The organism is Pelomonas nitida, from assembly GCF_043555975.1.
GTDB lineage: Bacteria > Pseudomonadota > Gammaproteobacteria > Burkholderiales > Burkholderiaceae_C > Pelomonas > Pelomonas nitida.
Map to the genome: position 1 here is coordinate 257,137 of NZ_JBIGIA010000004.1, position 15,468 is coordinate 272,604.

10 protein-coding genes and 1 pseudogene are annotated in these 15,468 nt (G+C 69.9%); 6 read left to right on the forward strand and 5 right to left on the reverse strand.

The window, feature by feature from the left end:
- Positions 1–236 precede the first annotated feature (236 nt).
- The gene (locus tag ACG00X_RS07160) at positions 237–794 is read left to right on the forward strand and encodes a DUF3455 domain-containing protein (protein WP_394487373.1); all 558 of its coding nucleotides are present in this window, start codon (positions 237–239) and stop codon (positions 792–794) included.
- A 197-nt stretch (positions 795–991) separates the two neighbouring features.
- On the opposite strand, the gene ACG00X_RS07165 is transcribed toward ACG00X_RS07160, so the two are convergent.
- The 3 genes and pseudogenes from ACG00X_RS07165 to ACG00X_RS07175 form a co-directional block, all read right to left on the reverse strand.
- Entirely contained in the window at positions 992–1,933 is a 942-nt protein-coding gene (locus ACG00X_RS07165) for a 4-hydroxyproline epimerase (protein ID WP_394487374.1), read from the reverse strand.
- A pseudogene (locus ACG00X_RS07170) lies at positions 1,930–2,834 on the reverse strand (dihydrodipicolinate synthase family protein). Before ACG00X_RS07170 ends, ACG00X_RS07165 begins: the two are co-directional and overlap by 4 nt.
- 60 nt (positions 2,835–2,894) lie before the next feature.
- On the reverse strand, positions 2,895–4,619 hold the full coding sequence (locus ACG00X_RS07175; protein WP_394487375.1) for a methyl-accepting chemotaxis protein: 1,725 nt from the start codon (positions 4,617–4,619) through the stop codon (positions 2,895–2,897).
- A 161-nt stretch (positions 4,620–4,780) separates the two neighbouring features.
- Here ACG00X_RS07175 and ACG00X_RS07180 point away from each other — a divergent pair, with 161 nt between their 5' ends.
- On the forward strand, positions 4,781–5,350 hold the full coding sequence (locus ACG00X_RS07180; RefSeq protein WP_394487376.1) for a hypothetical protein: 570 nt from the start codon (positions 4,781–4,783) through the stop codon (positions 5,348–5,350).
- A gap of 32 nt (positions 5,351–5,382) precedes the next feature.
- Positions 5,383–5,880 (forward strand): hypothetical protein, encoded by a 498-nt coding sequence (locus tag ACG00X_RS07185; RefSeq protein WP_394487377.1) that lies wholly within the window; start codon positions 5,383–5,385, stop codon positions 5,878–5,880.
- A 647-nt stretch (positions 5,881–6,527) separates the two neighbouring features.
- On the opposite strand, the gene ACG00X_RS07190 is transcribed toward ACG00X_RS07185, so the two are convergent.
- On the reverse strand, positions 6,528–8,027 hold the full coding sequence (locus tag ACG00X_RS07190) for a malonate--CoA ligase (protein ID WP_394487379.1): 1,500 nt from the start codon (positions 8,025–8,027) through the stop codon (positions 6,528–6,530).
- Positions 8,028–8,080: 53 nt separating this feature from the next.
- Positions 8,081–8,566, reverse strand: coding sequence for a response regulator (locus tag ACG00X_RS07195; protein WP_394487380.1), 486 nt, complete (start codon positions 8,564–8,566; stop codon positions 8,081–8,083).
- A 242-nt stretch (positions 8,567–8,808) separates the two neighbouring features.
- Between ACG00X_RS07195 and uvrA the strand changes: the two genes are divergently transcribed.
- The 3 genes from uvrA to ACG00X_RS07210 all read left to right on the forward strand — a co-directional run bounded on the left by uvrA (position 8,809) and on the right by ACG00X_RS07210 (position 15,456).
- Positions 8,809–14,433, forward strand: a complete 5,625-nt coding sequence (gene uvrA / locus ACG00X_RS07200; protein ID WP_394487381.1) for an excinuclease ABC subunit UvrA — start codon at positions 8,809–8,811, stop codon at positions 14,431–14,433.
- Between the two features lie 449 nt (positions 14,434–14,882).
- Complete coding sequence (locus tag ACG00X_RS07205; RefSeq protein ID WP_394487382.1) at positions 14,883–15,275, forward strand: hypothetical protein; 393 nt, start codon at positions 14,883–14,885, stop codon at positions 15,273–15,275.
- Positions 15,276–15,297: 22 nt separating this feature from the next.
- A complete protein-coding gene (locus ACG00X_RS07210; RefSeq protein ID WP_394487383.1) occupies positions 15,298–15,456 on the forward strand; it encodes a hypothetical protein in 159 nt (52 codons plus the stop codon).
- Positions 15,457–15,468: the final 12 nt, after the last annotated feature.

The window sequence follows — 15,468 nt, forward strand, 5'->3', positions numbered from 1 at the left end:
GGCGACCTTGGGTGCCCACGGGGTTGTCTGCCGCGCGCCATGGGCGGGATGGGGCGTCACCCGCGCATCGAGTGCGGGCCGATGCACCGCGCGGGCCGATGCACGTTTTGCGGCGCCGGCTCAATAATCAGTCTGGTTTTGCATCCTCGTGCATGCGAGTTCGCTGCTGGCGGCTTGCGCAAGGTGGAGCAGCGGCGGTGCCGAGGCTCCTGTCCCATGTCAACTGGAGACCTCTGATGCAGAAGATTCTTTCCACCGCGACGTGCCTGCTCGGCGTTGCCGCTGCCACGCTGCTGGGCGCTTGTGCCAGCAAGGCGCCCGCCCCCGCGTTCAGCCAGGACGGCTTGCCAGACACGGTGAAGGTGCCGGCCGGCCACCGGGTCGTGCTGGAGACCGTGGGTGTGGGTGAGATCACGTATGAATGTCGGGCGAAGGCGAACGATTCGGCAGCGTTCGAGTGGGCGTTCGTCGGCCCGCGAGCCGACCTGAATGGCCGCGACGGCAAGAAGCTCGGCACCTACTACGGCCCGCCGGCCACCTGGGCGTCGGCCGACGGCTCGCGCATCACCGGCACACAGGTCGCGGTATCGCCAGCCAAGGCGGGCAGCATTCCGTTGCAGTTGGTCAAGGCCAATCCGGCCACCGGCAGCGGCGCGATGACTGGCGTGAGCTTCGTGCAGCGTGTGGCTACCGTGGGCGGTGTGGCGCCGGCCCTGCCGTGCGATGCCGCCGGTGCGGGCCGCAAGGAAGTGGTCAAGTACCAGGCCGACTACATCTTCTGGAAGCCGGCCTGAGCCCCGCCCGCGAACTCGGCGCTCGCGCAGTCGCAGGCGTCGCCGAGTTCGCAGGATCGACCGGCCTGTGGCCGCCCTTGTCCGGCGGGCGCGATGGCGGTGGCCATGGTGGGGCCGAGTCCCCCGTGGGCCCCGCCGTTGGCACCTGCCGGCATCAAGGCCACCGGCTGCCGCCGGGCGGCATCACCGCCGCGTGATCAGCCGCTTGGCAAGCCCCAGCCAAAGGGGTCGTCTGGCCGGATCAGCAGGACCGCCTCCGCGCTGATGAAGGCCTGACCACGGATCGTGGGCACGATGGCGTTGCTGCCGAGCTCGTACCAGCCCTCGAACACGCTGCCGATGACGCTGGCCTGGCGCCACACCTGGCCGGGTTGCAGCTGGCCGGCCGCCGCCAGGCAGGCCAGCTTGGCACTGGTGCCGGTGCCGCAGGGCGAGCGGTCGTACTGGCGGCCGGGGCACAGCACGAAGCTGCGGCTGTCGGCCAGCGCCGGGTCGGCGTCGGCGAACAGCTCGATGTGGTCGATGACGGCGCCTCCCGCGCCGCGCCAGCCCTGGGCCCGCAGCGCGTCCCCCACCATCGCGGCGTACTCGGTCAGCGCGTGGACGTTGCCGGGTGCGATGTCCTGCCCGTGGTCGGCGCACAGGAAAAACCAGTTGCCGCCCCAGGCGATGTCGCCGGTGACGACCTGGCCCGTCGGCAGCGTGACGGCCACGTCGGTTGCCAGCCGGTAGGCGGCCACGTTGCGCACGCTGACCCGGCCGTCGTCGTGCAGCGTGGCGGTCACGTCGCCCACCGGCGTCTCGATGACATGTTTGCCCGGCTGCAGCCGCCCCAGGTGGGCCAGCGTGGCGACCAGGCCGATGGTGCCGTGGCCGCACATGCCGAGATAGCCGGTGTTGTTGAAGAAGATGACACCGGCGGCGTGCGCCGGGTGTTGCGGCGCGCAGAGCAGGGCGCCCACGAGCACCTCGCTGCCGCGTGGCTCCAGCAGCGTGGCGCGGCGGTAGCGGTCGTGCGTGTCGCGCAGCAGCGCCAGCCGCTCGTCCATGGGGCCGGTGCCGAGGTCCGGGAAGCCGTCGAGGACGACGCGGGTGGGCTCGCCGCCGGTGTGCGAGTCGATGACGTGGATGCGGTTCATGGCTGGGACTGCCAGGCGGCAGGCCGGGTCTCCAGCGCCCGCGCGACGAGCGCTTCCACGCGCTGCCGCTCCGCGCCCACCAGCGGCAGCCGCGGTCGGCGCATGTGCTCGCTGCCCACGCCCACCAGCGCATCGATGAGCTTGAGGTTCTGCACCAGCTTGGTCGACACGTCCAGGTGCAGCAGCGGAGTCAGCCAGCGGTGCAGCGCGCGGGCCTCGTCCCAGCGGCCGGCCTGCATCAGCTCGAACATGGCCACCGTTTCGCGCGGGAAGGCGCAGCCCACGCCGGCCAGCAGCCCAGCGCCAGGCCCTCGAAACCCAGGTCGTCCACGCCCATGAACAGCCGGTAGCGGTCGCCCAGCAGGTTGCGCAGGTCGGTGATGCGGGTCACGTCGCCGCTGCTCTCCTTGATGGCGGCGATGTGCTCGCAGTCGGCCAGTTCGGCGAAGTGCTCGGGCTTGAGGTCCACGCGGTAGGCCACCGGGTTGTTGTAGACCATCAGCGGGCGCTGCGCGGCGCCGGCGTAGGCGCGCACATTGGCCATGGCTTCGCGTGCGTCGGCCACGTAGATGAGGGACGGCATGACCATGTAGCCGGCCACGCCCAGCGCGTTGGCGCCTTCGATGAAGCGCAGGGCCTCGCGCGTGCTGGGCTCGGACACCGTGGCCAGCACCGGCACGCGGCCGCCGGCGGCGTCCAGCGCGCAGCGCGTCACGGCCAGCTTCTCGTCCAGCGTCAGCGTGCTGGCTTCGCCCAGCGAGCCGCAGCACACCACGCCGTGGATGCCGTTGCGGATCTGGAAGTCGATGTGCCGGGCGGTGCCGGCGAAGTCCAGGCTCTCATCGGCATGGAACTTGGTGGTGACGGCAGGGAAGATGCCGCGCCAGGAAACGGGGTGCATGCTAGGGCTCCGGTGCAGTGGAGCCTGATGTTCGCCGATCGGGTCGGCGGCCGGGGAGTGTCAAAAGCTGGCCCAGTCGTCGTCGCCGGCTGGCGGCGCGGCGGGCCGGGCCTGCGGTGCCGGCGCCGGGCGAGGCTGGCTGGTGGCGCTGGCTGCAGGCGCCGGGCGTGGCTGCGGTGGGCGTGCCGTGCGTGCGGGGCGAGGAGCCGGCGCACGCGGCGCGGCGGCCGGGCTGGCATGGTCGAGCTTGAAGGCGGCGACCGTCGTGGCCAGCTGGTCGGCCTGCACGCGCAGGCTCTCGGCCGCAGCGGCGCTTTCCTCCACCAGGGCGGCGTTCTGCTGCGTGACCTGGTCGAGCTGGCTGACGGCCTCGCCGATCTGGCTGATGCCCTTGGCCTGCTCGCCGCTGGCGGTGCTGATCTCGCTGATGAGGTCAGCCACCCGCCGCACCTGGCCCACCACATCGTTCATCGTGCGACCGGCCTCGCCGACCAGCGTGTTGCCGTTCTCGACGCGCTCCACGCTGGCGCCGATCAGCGCCTTGATCTCGCGCGCGGCCTCGGCGGAGCGCTGCGCCAGCAGGCGCACCTCGCCGGCCACGACAGCAAAGCCGCGCCCCTGCTCGCCGGCCCGCGCGGCCTCGACGGCGGCGTTCAGCGCCAGGATGTTGGTCTGGAAGGCGATGCCGTCGATGGTGCCGATGATGTCGGCGATCTTGCGCGAGCTCTGCGTGATCTGCTCCATGGTGTCGACGACCTGGCCCATGACCTGCCCGCCGCTCGCGGCGACGCGGGCGGCGTTGTCGGCGAGCTGGTTGGCCTGGCGGGCCGTGTCGGTGTTGTGGTTGACCGTCGCGCTCAGTTCTTCCATCGACGCGGCGGTCTGCTGCAGGCTGCTGGCCTGCTCTTCGGTGCGCTGGCTGAGGTCGGCATTGCCCTGAGCGATCTGGCCGCTGGCGGTGGCCACGCTCTCCGCGTTGCCGCGCACCGTGGCGACCACGCTGACCAGGGCATCGTTCATGCGCTGCAGCGCGGCCAGCAATTGGCCGGCTTCGTCCCGGCGGTCGGTTGCGAGTTGCAGGCGCAGGTCGCCCGCTGCGACGGTTTCCGCGGCTTCCACGGCCTGGCGGATCGGGCTCACGACGGAGCGCGCGATCAGCACCGCCAGCGCCGCGCCGGCCAGCGCCGCCATGATGGCGGCGATCAACAGGTTCAGGGAAGCGGAGTCCACCGAGCGGCCAGCCTTTTCTGCGGCCGCATGCATGAGCTCCTTCTGAAATTCGACGAGTGCTTCCAGTGCGGAAAAGTACTGCTGCTGCGCCGCTTGTGTCTCGCTGAGCAGCAGGTCGCGGGCCGCATCGCGCTGGTCGCGCTTGGCCAGGTCGATGACGCGCTGCGTGGAGGCGCTGTAGGGGGCCCGGCTGTCGGACGCTGCCGTCAGCAGCTTGATGCCTCGCTCGGAGGTGATGCTTGCCTTCAGCTTGTCGAACAGATCGACCGTGCTTTTGCGGTTGGCCGCGATGCTGTCGATCTCCTTCTTGATGGCGTCGGGATCGGTCAGCATCGCAATGTTGCGCACGGCGCGGGCGGTGCTGCTGACGTTGTCCTTGATCAGATGCAACTGCTCGACCTTCACCATGCGGTCGTCGACCATCAGGTCCAGTTCCGCGTTGATGTTGATCATCTCGAAGCGCGCGTAGACGGCAATCAGGATGCTGAACGCGATGGTGATGGCAAATGCCAGCCCGAGGCGTTGACCGATGCGCAGGTTGGTGAGCACATGCACGTTGAGTCTCCCTGTGATGCCACGGGCGTGACGCCATGGCTGTGTGCCGCGTCGTCGAGGCGCTGTGTTGGCAGACAGGACGCTAGCCGCTAACCGCGCGATGCGCAAGGCGTCTGGCTGTGGGAGGATGCCGGCGTACGAGGTCGATGCGAAGTACGGACATGACTGATCACCTGGGTCAACAGATGCTGCAGCTGGTGGCGCAGCCACCCGAGCCTGGCTGCACCGTGAGCCCGCGCCCGCAGGACGACGCCTCGCGCGCCATCGAGGCTGCCGCCACCAAGGCGGCGCTCGCCGCCGGCACGCTGGCGCTGCCTGCCGGCCCGCTGGGCTGGGCCACCATTGCCCCGGAGATGATGGCCGTCTGGCACATCCAGCGCCAGCTCGTGGCCGACATCGCCGCCCTCTATGGCCGCAGCGCCGAGCTGGGGCCGGCGCAGATGATGTGGTGCCTGTTCCGCCACACGGCCGCACAGGCCTTGCGGGATCTGTCGGTGCGGGTCGGCGAGCGCATCATCGTGCGCCCGGCGGCCCAGGCGTTGCTGCAGCGCGTCGCTGCGGCGGTGGGCGTGCATGTCGGCAAGCAGGCGGCCGGGCGCGTGCTGTCGCGCTGGGTGCCGCTGGTCGGCGCGGCGGGCGTGGGGGCCTATGCGTGGTGGGACACGCGCCAGGTCGGCCGCGCGGCGCTGCAGCTGTTCGAGCGGGACATGGTCATCGACAACCCGGTGTGACTTCCCGCCGCCGGCCTGACACACTCGGGCCGATGGACGAGTTGCCCACCATCCTGGACGTCGAAGCCTCGGGCTTCGGGCGGGGCAGCTATCCCATCGAAATTGGCTACAGCGCCGGCGACGGCGCGCTTTTCTGCGCGCTCATCCGGCCCGAGCCCGACTGGCTGCATTGGGACGAACGCGCCGAGGCGCTGCACGGCATCCACCGCGAGTTGCTGCGCAGGCACGGCAAGCCGGCGCGCTGGATGGCCGAGCAGCTCAACACCCGGCTGCGCGGCCAGACGGTGTTCTGCGACGGCTGGGGCCATGACTACAGCTGGATCAGCCGGTTGTACGACGCGGTGGCGATGCGCCCGGGCTTCAAGCTGGACGATCTGCGCCGCCTGCTCACGGAGGGCGAGGCCCAGCGCTGGAAATCGGTCACCGAGGCCGTGCGCGCCCGCCAGCAGCTCCAGCGCCACCGGGCCAGCAGCGATGCGCGCGTGCTGCAGCTGGCCCTGGGCGAGGTGAAGGCGGGCGTGGGCTGTTGAGTGCGTGGCCTGTGTTGGATTGCTTTTGCGAAGCGCCTTTTGACCCGATGCCGAGTTGCCGGGAGTCCGCCCCCGCGGGCGGGTAACTTTTCTCTGACGCGCCAGAGAAAAGTCACCAAAAGAGGAGCGCTCAATGCAATCCGCACGCCAGCGGGATGACGCGCTCGCGTTGCCCGAACTGGGCCGCACGCCGACGCGAGCCGCTGCGCTCTCGCCCACCACTTGTTCAGGCCAAGACAGCTCGGACCAGCACCCCGCCGAACGCGCGGCTGCACGCCGGCGCCGCATTGGGCTGTTTTGGTGAGCCCTGCGTGCAGCCGCGCGTCGGACGGGCAGGTGCGGCGATGAGGCGCGCTCGTGACAAGTCAGACGCGAGAGCGCAGCGGTTCGCTTCGCTGCACAACGCTGCTGGATGTTTTCGCGCGCCGCTGAAGGCGTCGCCGCGATGGTGGGCGGTTCAGGGCCTCTTCTTTGGTGACTTTCTTCCGGCCCCGCAGAAGAAAGCTACCCCGCCGCCCGGCGGGGCTCCCGGCAATGCACCGCGCACGCGCCTGCCCTGCCAAGAGATCAGTAGGTTGAGCTGGGCAGCGCGAACCCCAAACGGTGCACGACGTGATCAACCGTGGAGTTATGCAGACCGCGTGCCCTTACGCAAACAAGCCCGCGTACTGCTCCCTCAACAGCTTCTTCTGCACCTTCCCCATCGCATTCCTCGGCAGCTCGTCCACGATGAAGACCCGCTTGGGCACCTTGAAGCCGGCGATGCGCTCCTTCAGCGCGCGGATCAGTGCCTCGGGGTCTGGCTGGCCGGCCGGCGTGATGACGGCCACCACCGCTTCGCCGAAGTCCGCGTGCGGTACGCCGATGACGGCGGATTCGCCGACGCCGGGCAGCTCGTTCAGGAAACCCTCCACCTCGGCCGGGTAGACGTTGAAGCCGCCGCTGATGATGAGGTCTTTGCTGCGGCCGATCAGCGTCAGATAGCCGTTGGCGTCGACCCGGCCGACGTCGCCGGTCTTGAACCAGCCGTCGGCGGTGAACTCCTCGGCTGTCTTCTCGGGCATCTGCCAGTAGCCGCAGAACACGCTGGGGCCGCGCACCTGCACGTGGCCGATCTCGTCGGTGGCACAGGGCTCGCCGTCATCGCGCCGCACGCGCAGGCCCACGCCGGGCAGCGGCCTGCCCACCGTGCCGCCGACGCGCTCGCCGTCCTCGGGCCGGCAGGGGTTGGAGGTCAGCATCAGCGTCTCGCTCATGCCGTAGCGCTCCAGGATCAGGTGGCCCGTGCGGGCCTGCCACTCGCGCCAGGTGTCGAGCAGCAGCGGCGCCGAGCCGCTGATGAAGAGACGCATGTGGGCCGTGGCCAGAGCCGGCTCCTGCAGCAGCCGCACATAGAGGGTCGGCACGCCCATGAAGACGGTGGCTTCGCGCAGGCGCGCGGCCACGGCCGTGGCGTCGAAACGGTTGAACCACAGCATGCGGCTGCCGTTGAGCAGCGCACCGTGCGCGGCGACGAAGAGGCCGTGCACATGGAAGATGGGCAGCGCGTGCAGCAGCACGTCGTCCGGCCGCCATGCCCAGTAGTGCTTCAGTGTCTCGGCGTTGGACAGCAGGTTGCCGTGGCTCAACATGGCGCCCTTGCTGCGCCCCGTGGTGCCGCTGGTGTAGAGGATGGCGGCGAGGTCGCCCGGCGCGCGCGGCACGGGCTCTTGCTCGTCGCTCATCTGCGCGGCGCGATCCAGCAGCGTGCCGGTGCGGTCGTCGTTGAGTGTGAACACCCAGCGCACGCCCTGCTGGAAGGCCAGCTTGCTGACCCAGCCGAAGTTGCGCCCGGCGCACACGACCACGGCCGGCGCGGCATCGGCGATGAAATGCGTGAGTTCGCTGGCCTGGTAGGCCGGGTTCAGCGGCAGGTAGACGAAGCCGGCGCGCAGCACCGCCAGGTAGAGGATGAGCCCCTCGACGCTCTTGTCGGCGTGCACGGCCACGCGGCTGCCGGCGGGCAGATCCAGCTTTTGCAGCCAGTTGGCCAGCATGGCGCTGCCGCGGATCAGGTCACGCCAGCTGTAGAGGGCGCCGTCCGAATCGATGGCGAGGGTGTCCAGGTCGGCGGGAAAGCCGGCGCGCAGGGCAGCGTAGAGGTTCATGGCAATCGGGGGTGAGGCCCCACAGGGTTCGCCGGTGCGCGGCGAGCGGGGGGTCAGCTGGGATCCGGCAGCTTCAGCCAGCGTTGCAGCCGCGTGCGCAGCGCGACGAAGTCCAGCGGCTTGGTCAGGTGCTCGTCCATGCCGGCTTCCATGCTGGCAGCCACGTCGGCGTCCAGTGCATGGGCGGTCAGGGCGAGGATGGGAAAAGAGGGCAGTTGGCCGCCGCGTTGCTGGGCACGCAGCTGGCGGGCGCATTCCAGGCCGTCCATGCCGGGCATCTGGATGTCCATCAGCACCAGGTCGGGTGCGGCTTCCTTGCAGGCCGCCAGCGCCTCGTGCCCGTTCTTGGCCAGGCGCGCCTCGACGCCCATCAGCGCGAGAAATTCCAGCGCGACGACCTGGTTGATGTGGTTGTCTTCGACGAGAAGCACCTGGGGCAGGCGGTGTTGGCCGGGAGTCATCTCGATCGTGCCGGGCTGCGGCTCGCCAGCTCCCGCGCCGCCATGGGCGGTGCTCAGAAAAACAGGAAGCGTGGGCACTTGAGCAAGCAGCCTTGTGTAGTCCATCCCATGTCCTCGTTGCATTTGTTGTTATGACCCCCGGTAAGGGGTGGGGCATTGTTGCCGCAGGCGCCGTCGCCACGCAACCCGTGCTGTCAAGATTGCCAGGTCGCTTGGTCGGTGGCGTAGGCATGCTGACCACGGGGCGAAGGCCGTCGTGCTGACAGATTCTTGTCACCCGCGTCCCTACACTGCTCGCCTTCGTTGTTTTGACCCCCACCATGTCCGACGGACTGATCCGCATCCGAGGCGCCCGCCAGCACAACCTCAAGAACCTGGACCTCGACCTGCGCACGGCGGAGCTGACGGTCGTGACCGGCCCGAGCGGGTCGGGCAAGTCGAGCCTGGTGTTCGACACCCTCTACGCCGAAGGCCAGCGGCGCTACGTGGAGACGTTCTCCGCCTACGCGCGCCAGTTCCTGGACCGCATGGACCGGCCGGCCGTGGACAAGGTGGACGGCGTGCCGCCCGCCATCGCCATCGACCAGACCAACCCGGTGCGCACCAGCCGCTCCACGGTGGGCACGATGACGGAGCTCAACGACCACCTGAAGCTGCTGTACGCCCGTGCGGCCGAGCTGCATGACCGGCGCACGGCGCTGCCGGTGCGGCACGACACGGCGCAGAGCATCTATGCCGAGCTGATGGCGCGCGCCGCCGCGCAGGACGACCCGCGGCTGGTGCTGACCTTCCCGGTCGAGCTGCCGGCCGGCACCAGCGCTGAGCAGGTGGCGCAGTGGCTGTCGGCCAGCGGCTTCACGCGCGTGCAGGCCGAGCGCGAGGTGGAGGGCAAGAAGGTGCTCGATGTCGTGGCCGATCGCTTCCGCATCCTCGGCGCCGACAAGCAGCGGGCGATGGAGGCGATCGAGCTGTCCCTCAAGCGAGGTTCGGGTCGACTCGGGGTCTATGTGGGTGACGAGGGCGCGACCCTGTGGCGGTTCTCCACGGGGCTGCACTGCCCCGAGAGCGACATCCGCTATGCCGACCCGCAGCCCGCGCTGTTCTCGTTCAACTCGGCGTTCGGCGCCTGCGAGACCTGCCGGGGCTTCGGCCGGGTCATCGGCGTGGACCTGGGGCTGGTCATCCCCGACGAGCGCAAGACGCTGCGCAACGGCGCCATCAAGCCGATGCAGACGCCGGCCTGGCAGGATTGCCAGGACGACTTGCTGAAGTACGCCGGCGAGGCCGGCATCCCGCGCGACACGCCGTGGAAGGAGCTGAGTGCCGCGCAGCGTGACTGGGTCATCGACGGCACGCCCAACTGGAACGGCAACTGGAACAAGCAGTGGTACGGGGTCAAGCGCTTCTTCGACTACCTGGAGAGCAAGGCCTACAAGATGCACATCCGCGTGCTCTTGTCCAAATACCGCAGCTACACCGAGTGCCCCAGCTGCCGGGGCGCACGGCTGAAGACCGAGGCGCTGCTGTGGCGTGTCGGCGCCAAGGCGCTGGCCGACGCGGCGCTGCCGCCCGCGCAGCGCTTCCTGCCCGTCGGCGTGGACTGGTCGCGTGAGCAGCTGGAGGCGCTGCCGGGGCTGAGCCTGCATGACCTGATGCAGCTGCCCATCGCAAAGCTGCGCGATTTCGTCGATGGCCTGCAATTGCCGAGTTCGATGCTGGACGAAGCGCTGAAGCTGCTGCTGGACGAGATCCGCCACCGCAGCCGCTACCTGTGCGACGTGGGCCTGGGCTATCTGACGCTGGACCGGCAGAGCCGCACGCTGTCGGGCGGCGAGGTGCAGCGCATCAACCTGACGACGGCGCTGGGCACCTCGCTCGTGAACACGCTGTTCGTGCTGGACGAGCCGAGCATCGGCCTTCACCCGCGCGACATGGGCCGCATCAACCAGGCCATGCTGCGGCTGCGCGACGCCGGCAACACGCTGGTGGTCGTCGAGCACGACCCGGCGGTCATGCTGGCGGCCGACCGGCTCATCGACATGGGCCCCGGCCCCGGCGAGCGCGGCGGGCAGATCGTGTTCGACGGCACGCCCGAGCAGATCCGCGCGGCCGACACGCTGACCGGCGCCTACCTCGGTGCGCGCAAGCACGTCGGCATGGGGCTGAAGCGGCTGGTGGAAGCCGGCACGCCCAGGCTCATCCTCGAAGGCGTGCGCGAGCACAACCTGAAGCAGGTGTCCGTCGAGTTCCCGCTGCAGCGGCTGGTGGTGGTGACCGGCGTGTCCGGCTCCGGCAAGAGCACGCTGATGCAGGACGTGCTCTACCCCGCGCTGGCCCGCCAGTTCGGCAAGGCCACCGAGTCGCCCGGCGCGCACGAGCAGCTGCTGGGGGCCGACCACCTGGCCGATGCCGTGTTCGTGGACCAGTCGCCCATCGGCAAGACGGCGCGCTCCAACCCGGCCAGCTACGTGGGCGCGTTCGACGAGATCCGCAAGCTTTTCGCCGTCGCGCCGCTGGCCGTCGAGCGCAGCTACAGCGCCGGCATGTTCAGCTTCAACGCCGGCGACGGCCGCTGCCCGACCTGCGGTGGCTCGGGCTTCGAGCATGTGGAGATGCAGTTCCTCAGCGACGTCTACCTGCGCTGCCCGGACTGCGACGGCAAGCGCTTCCGCGCCGAGATGCTGGACGTGAAGCTCGCGCTGAAGGACCGGGACCTCAGCGTGTCCGACGTGCTGGAGCTGACGGTGGCCGAGGCCGTGCACCTGTTCGGCGAGCACCGCGCCGTCGTGCAGAAGCTGCAGCCCATCGTCGACGTGGGCCTGGAGTATGTGCGCCTGGGCCAGCCGGTGCCCACGCTGTCGGGCGGTGAGGCGCAGCGCCTGAAGCTCGCCGGCTTCCTTGCCGAGGCGGCCAGCAACCCGCGCTTCGGCGTCGCCAAGAAGGGCACGCTGTTCCTGTTCGACGAGCCGACCACCGGCCTGCATTTCGACGACATCGCCAAGCTGATGCGGGCGATGCGCAAACTGCTGACGGCCGGGCATTCGCTGATCCTCATCGAGCACAACCTCGACGTCATCCGCGCGGCCGACTGGCTCATCGACCTCGGCCCGGAGGGCGGCGACGCGGGCGGCGAGATCGTCTGCGTCGGCACGCCGGAAGCCGTGGCCGAGCACCCGACCTCGCACACCGCTGCAGCACTGCGCGACTACGCGCTGCACATGGATCGCCCGGCCGTCGCGGTGGAAGAGGGGCGGCCGCTGCAGCAGCTCATCCAGGCGCGCCGCCAGGCGGACGAGGCGATCAAGATCGTCAACGCGCGCGAGCACAACCTCAAGGGCGTCAACGTCGAGATCCCGCGCGGCAAGTTCAACGTCGTGACCGGCGTGTCGGGCTCCGGCAAGAGCACGCTGGCCTTCGACATCCTGTTCAACGAGGGCCAGCGGCGCTACCTCGAATCGCTGAACGCCTACGCGCGCTCCATCGTGCAGCCGGCTGGCCGGCCCGAGGTGGACGCGGTGTGGGGCATTCCGCCGACGGTCGCCATCGAGCAGCGGCTGTCGCGTGGCGGCCGCAAGAGCACGGTGGCCACCACCACCGAGGTCTGGCACTTCCTGCGCCTGCTGTACGTGAAGCTGGGTGTGCAGCACTGCGTGCACGACGGCGCGCCGGTGCGCCCGCAAAGCGTGGAGAGCATCGCCGCGCAGCTGATGCGCGACTACAAGGGCCAGCACATCGGCCTGCTCGCGCCGCTGGTGGTCAACCGCAAGGGCGTCTACACCGACCTGGCCAAATGGGCCAAGGGCCGCGGCCACACCCACCTGCGCGTGGATGGCGAGTTCCTCCCCACCTCGCCCTGGCCGCGGCTGGACCGCTTCAAGGAGCACACGCTGGAGCTGCCGGTGGGCGACCTGGTTGTCACGGCGGAGCGTGAGGCGGAGCTGCGTGAGCTGCTGGCCAAGGCGCTGGACGCCGGCAAGGGCGTGCTGCATGTGCTGGCGCCGCTGGACGGCCTGAGCCTGGAAGGCGGCGGCACCGGCGCGGGCGTGGGCACGGTCAAGGTGTTTTCCACCAAGCGCGCCTGCCCGGTCTGCGGCACCAGCTACCCCGAGCTGGACCCGCGGCTGTTCTCCTACAACTCCAAGCATGGCTGGTGCACCAGCTGCGTGGGCACGGGCCTCTCGCTCACGCGCGAGCAGCGCAAGGCGCTGGACGACAGCGTGCAGGGCGACGACAACCGTGGCCGCGAGCAGAGCTTCCCGTCGGAGGAGGCCGAGGTCGAGGGCCTGACCGACGCGCCGTGCGCCGACTGCCACGGCACGCGGCTGAACCCGACGGCGCGCTCCGTGGAGTTCGAGAACCAGGGCATCGGCGATGTCGCGTCGTGGAGCGTGGGCCAGGCGCGCGAGTGGGTGCAGGGCCTGCACCTCGAAGGCCGCGATGCCGACATCGCGCGCGACGTCGTCAGCGAGATCCTCGGCCGGCTGGAGTTCCTGGAAGAAGTGGGCCTGGGCTACCTGACGCTGGACCGCGCCGCCCCGACGCTGTCCGGCGGCGAGGCGCAGCGCATCCGCCTGGCCGCGCAGCTGGGCAGCAACCTGCAAGGCGTCTGCTACGTGCTGGACGAGCCCACCATCGGCCTGCACCCGCGCGACAACCAGATCCTGCTGAAGGCGCTGTCCACGCTGGGCGACAAGGGCAACACGCTGGTCGTCGTGGAGCACGACGAGGACACCATCCGCCGGGCCGACCACATCATCGACATCGGCCCCGGTGCCGGCAAGCGCGGTGGCCGCGTCGTGGCCCAGGGTACGGCGGCGGAACTGGCGGCGGTCGAGGACTCGACGACCGGCCGCATGCTGGCCCGGCCGCTGATCCACCCGCTGCAGGCGCGCCGCGCGGTCGACGCCGACACCCCGCGGCTGACCGTGCTCAACGCCGCGCTGCACAACCTCAAGGGCGTGACGGTGGACGTGCCCTTGCAGCGCCTGGTGGGCATCACCGGCGTGTCGGGCTCCGGCAAGTCCACGCTGGCGCGCGACGTGCTGCTGGCCAACATGGCCGTGGCGGTGCCGCTGCGCAAGGCGCCCGCCCGTTGGGCCGGCTGTGACGGCATCACGGGCCACGAGCAGGTGGACCGCGTGCTGGAAGTCGACCAGACGCCCATCGGCAAGACACCGCGCTCCTGCCCGGCCACCTACATCGGCTTCTGGGACGCCATCCGCAAGCTCTTCGCCGAGACGCTGGAGGCCAAGGCGCGCGGCTACGCCCCCGGCCGCTTCAGCTTCAACACCGGCGAGGGCCGCTGCCCTGGCTGCGAGGGGCAGGGCATGAAGACCATCGAGATGAGCTTCCTGCCGGACGTGAAGGTGCCTTGCGACCAATGCCATGGCCAGCGCTTCAACCCCGAGACGCTGGGTGTCAGCTGGCGCGGCAAGAGCATCGGCGACGTGCTGCAGATGGAGGTAGACGAGGCGGTGGAGTTCTTCGCGTCGATGCCGTCCATCGCCCACCCGCTGCAGCTGCTGAAGGACGTGGGCCTGGGCTATCTGACGCTGGGCCAGCCGTCACCGACGCTGTCGGGCGGCGAGGCGCAGCGCATCAAGCTGGTCAGCGAGCTGGTCAAGGTGCGCGACGACGTGACCCGCCGCGGCCAGAAGGCGCCGCACACGCTCTACGTGCTGGACGAACCCACCGTGGGCCTGCACATGGCCGACGTCGAGAAGCTGATCCGCGTGCTGCATCGCCTCGTGGCGGGCGGGCATTCGGTGGTCGTCATCGAGCATGACCTCGATGTCATTGCCGAGGCGGACTGGGTGCTGGACCTGGGGCCGGAGGGCGGGGATGCCGGCGGGCGTGTCGTCATCGAAGGCACGCCGGAAGCGGTCGTCGCGAGCGGGAGCCACACGGGTGTGGCGTTGAAGCCGGTGCTGGCACGGACGGCTTGACGTGTGAGGCCCATGCCGGGATTTGGTCCCGGCGGGCGACCTACTTTGGCTTCGCCGAAACCTTCGGTTTTCTTGTCCGGTCTGAACAGCGGACAAGAAAGTAGGCAAAGAAGCCGCCCCTGCAAAGCCGCCCGACAGGGCCGGGTTCCCTGCGCTTCTCGGTCACCAAGGCCCGCGCAAAACTCGCGCCGCTACGCTCTGCTCAAACAGTAGCGCGGAGTCAGATGTCGAGGCGCGCCCCGGCGCGCGCCTTGGTGCCCTGCGATGCTCGGCGGTTTAGAAGGGGAGACTTGGAACAGCCGAACGCCGAACAGTGCGCTGTCGCACGCCCGTGCGATAGGCGTCGGGCAACTTCGGGTTTTCGGAAGCGGGCTCTCGATAAACCGGTCTTCGTCGTCGGTGCCCGGCTGACGACACTGCCCTGCGTCGCTGGATGACGGAGGTGCGTGATGGTGTCGCTGTTGTGGTCGATCGTGGGGGTGTTGCTGGTGATGTGGTCCGGCGTGCTGTGGCTGGGCCATGCCCTGCTCGCCGTGTTGCTGGGCGGCGCCGGGCAGTTGCCGGTCAAGGAGCTGGCCCTGCCGGAGGCCTGGACGAGCTGGCTGCCGCAGGCGGTCTCGGAGTCGATGACGCAGGCCCTCGAAGCCGCACAGCCTGTGCTGCAGGCGGTGGCCGGCCAGTTGCCGGCACTGGCAGGCGGCATCGCCGTGCTGGCCTGGGTGGTCTGGGCGCTCGGCGCCGTGGTGTTGCTGTTGACCGGCGCGGCGGCGCATGCCGGCCTGCGGCACTGGCAGCGGAGCCAGCGCCCGTCAGCGCCGCGCGGTCTGTTGCCGTCGTCCTGATTCCATCTGACGAGGTGCTCACATGGAACCCCTGGTTCTTGTCGGCGTCGTGCTGGCGGTCGTGTTGTTCGCCGCCGCGTGGCAGGCCCGGCGCATTGGCAACGAGCGGCGTGACGTGACGCTGCTGGGCGTCAGCGGCGGTGTGTCTGCCGCCGGTGCCGCCCTGGCTTTTCTTCTCTGACGGGAGCCCATG

Coding starts and splice junctions, on each gene's coding strand:
- ACG00X_RS07160 (WP_394487373.1), top strand. CDS start 237: ATGCAGAAGATTCTTTCCACCGCGACGTGCCTGCTCGGCGTTGCCGCT.
- ACG00X_RS07165 (WP_394487374.1), bottom strand. CDS start 1,933: ATGAACCGCATCCACGTCATCGACTCGCACACCGGCGGCGAGCCCACC.
- ACG00X_RS07180 (WP_394487376.1), top strand. CDS start 4,781: ATGACTGATCACCTGGGTCAACAGATGCTGCAGCTGGTGGCGCAGCCA.
- ACG00X_RS07185 (WP_394487377.1), top strand. CDS start 5,383: ATGGACGAGTTGCCCACCATCCTGGACGTCGAAGCCTCGGGCTTCGGG.
- ACG00X_RS07190 (WP_394487379.1), bottom strand. CDS start 8,027: ATGAACCTCTACGCTGCCCTGCGCGCCGGCTTTCCCGCCGACCTGGAC.
- uvrA (WP_394487381.1), top strand. CDS start 8,809: ATGTCCGACGGACTGATCCGCATCCGAGGCGCCCGCCAGCACAACCTC.
- ACG00X_RS07205 (WP_394487382.1), top strand. CDS start 14,883: ATGGTGTCGCTGTTGTGGTCGATCGTGGGGGTGTTGCTGGTGATGTGG.
- ACG00X_RS07210 (WP_394487383.1), top strand. CDS start 15,298: ATGGAACCCCTGGTTCTTGTCGGCGTCGTGCTGGCGGTCGTGTTGTTC.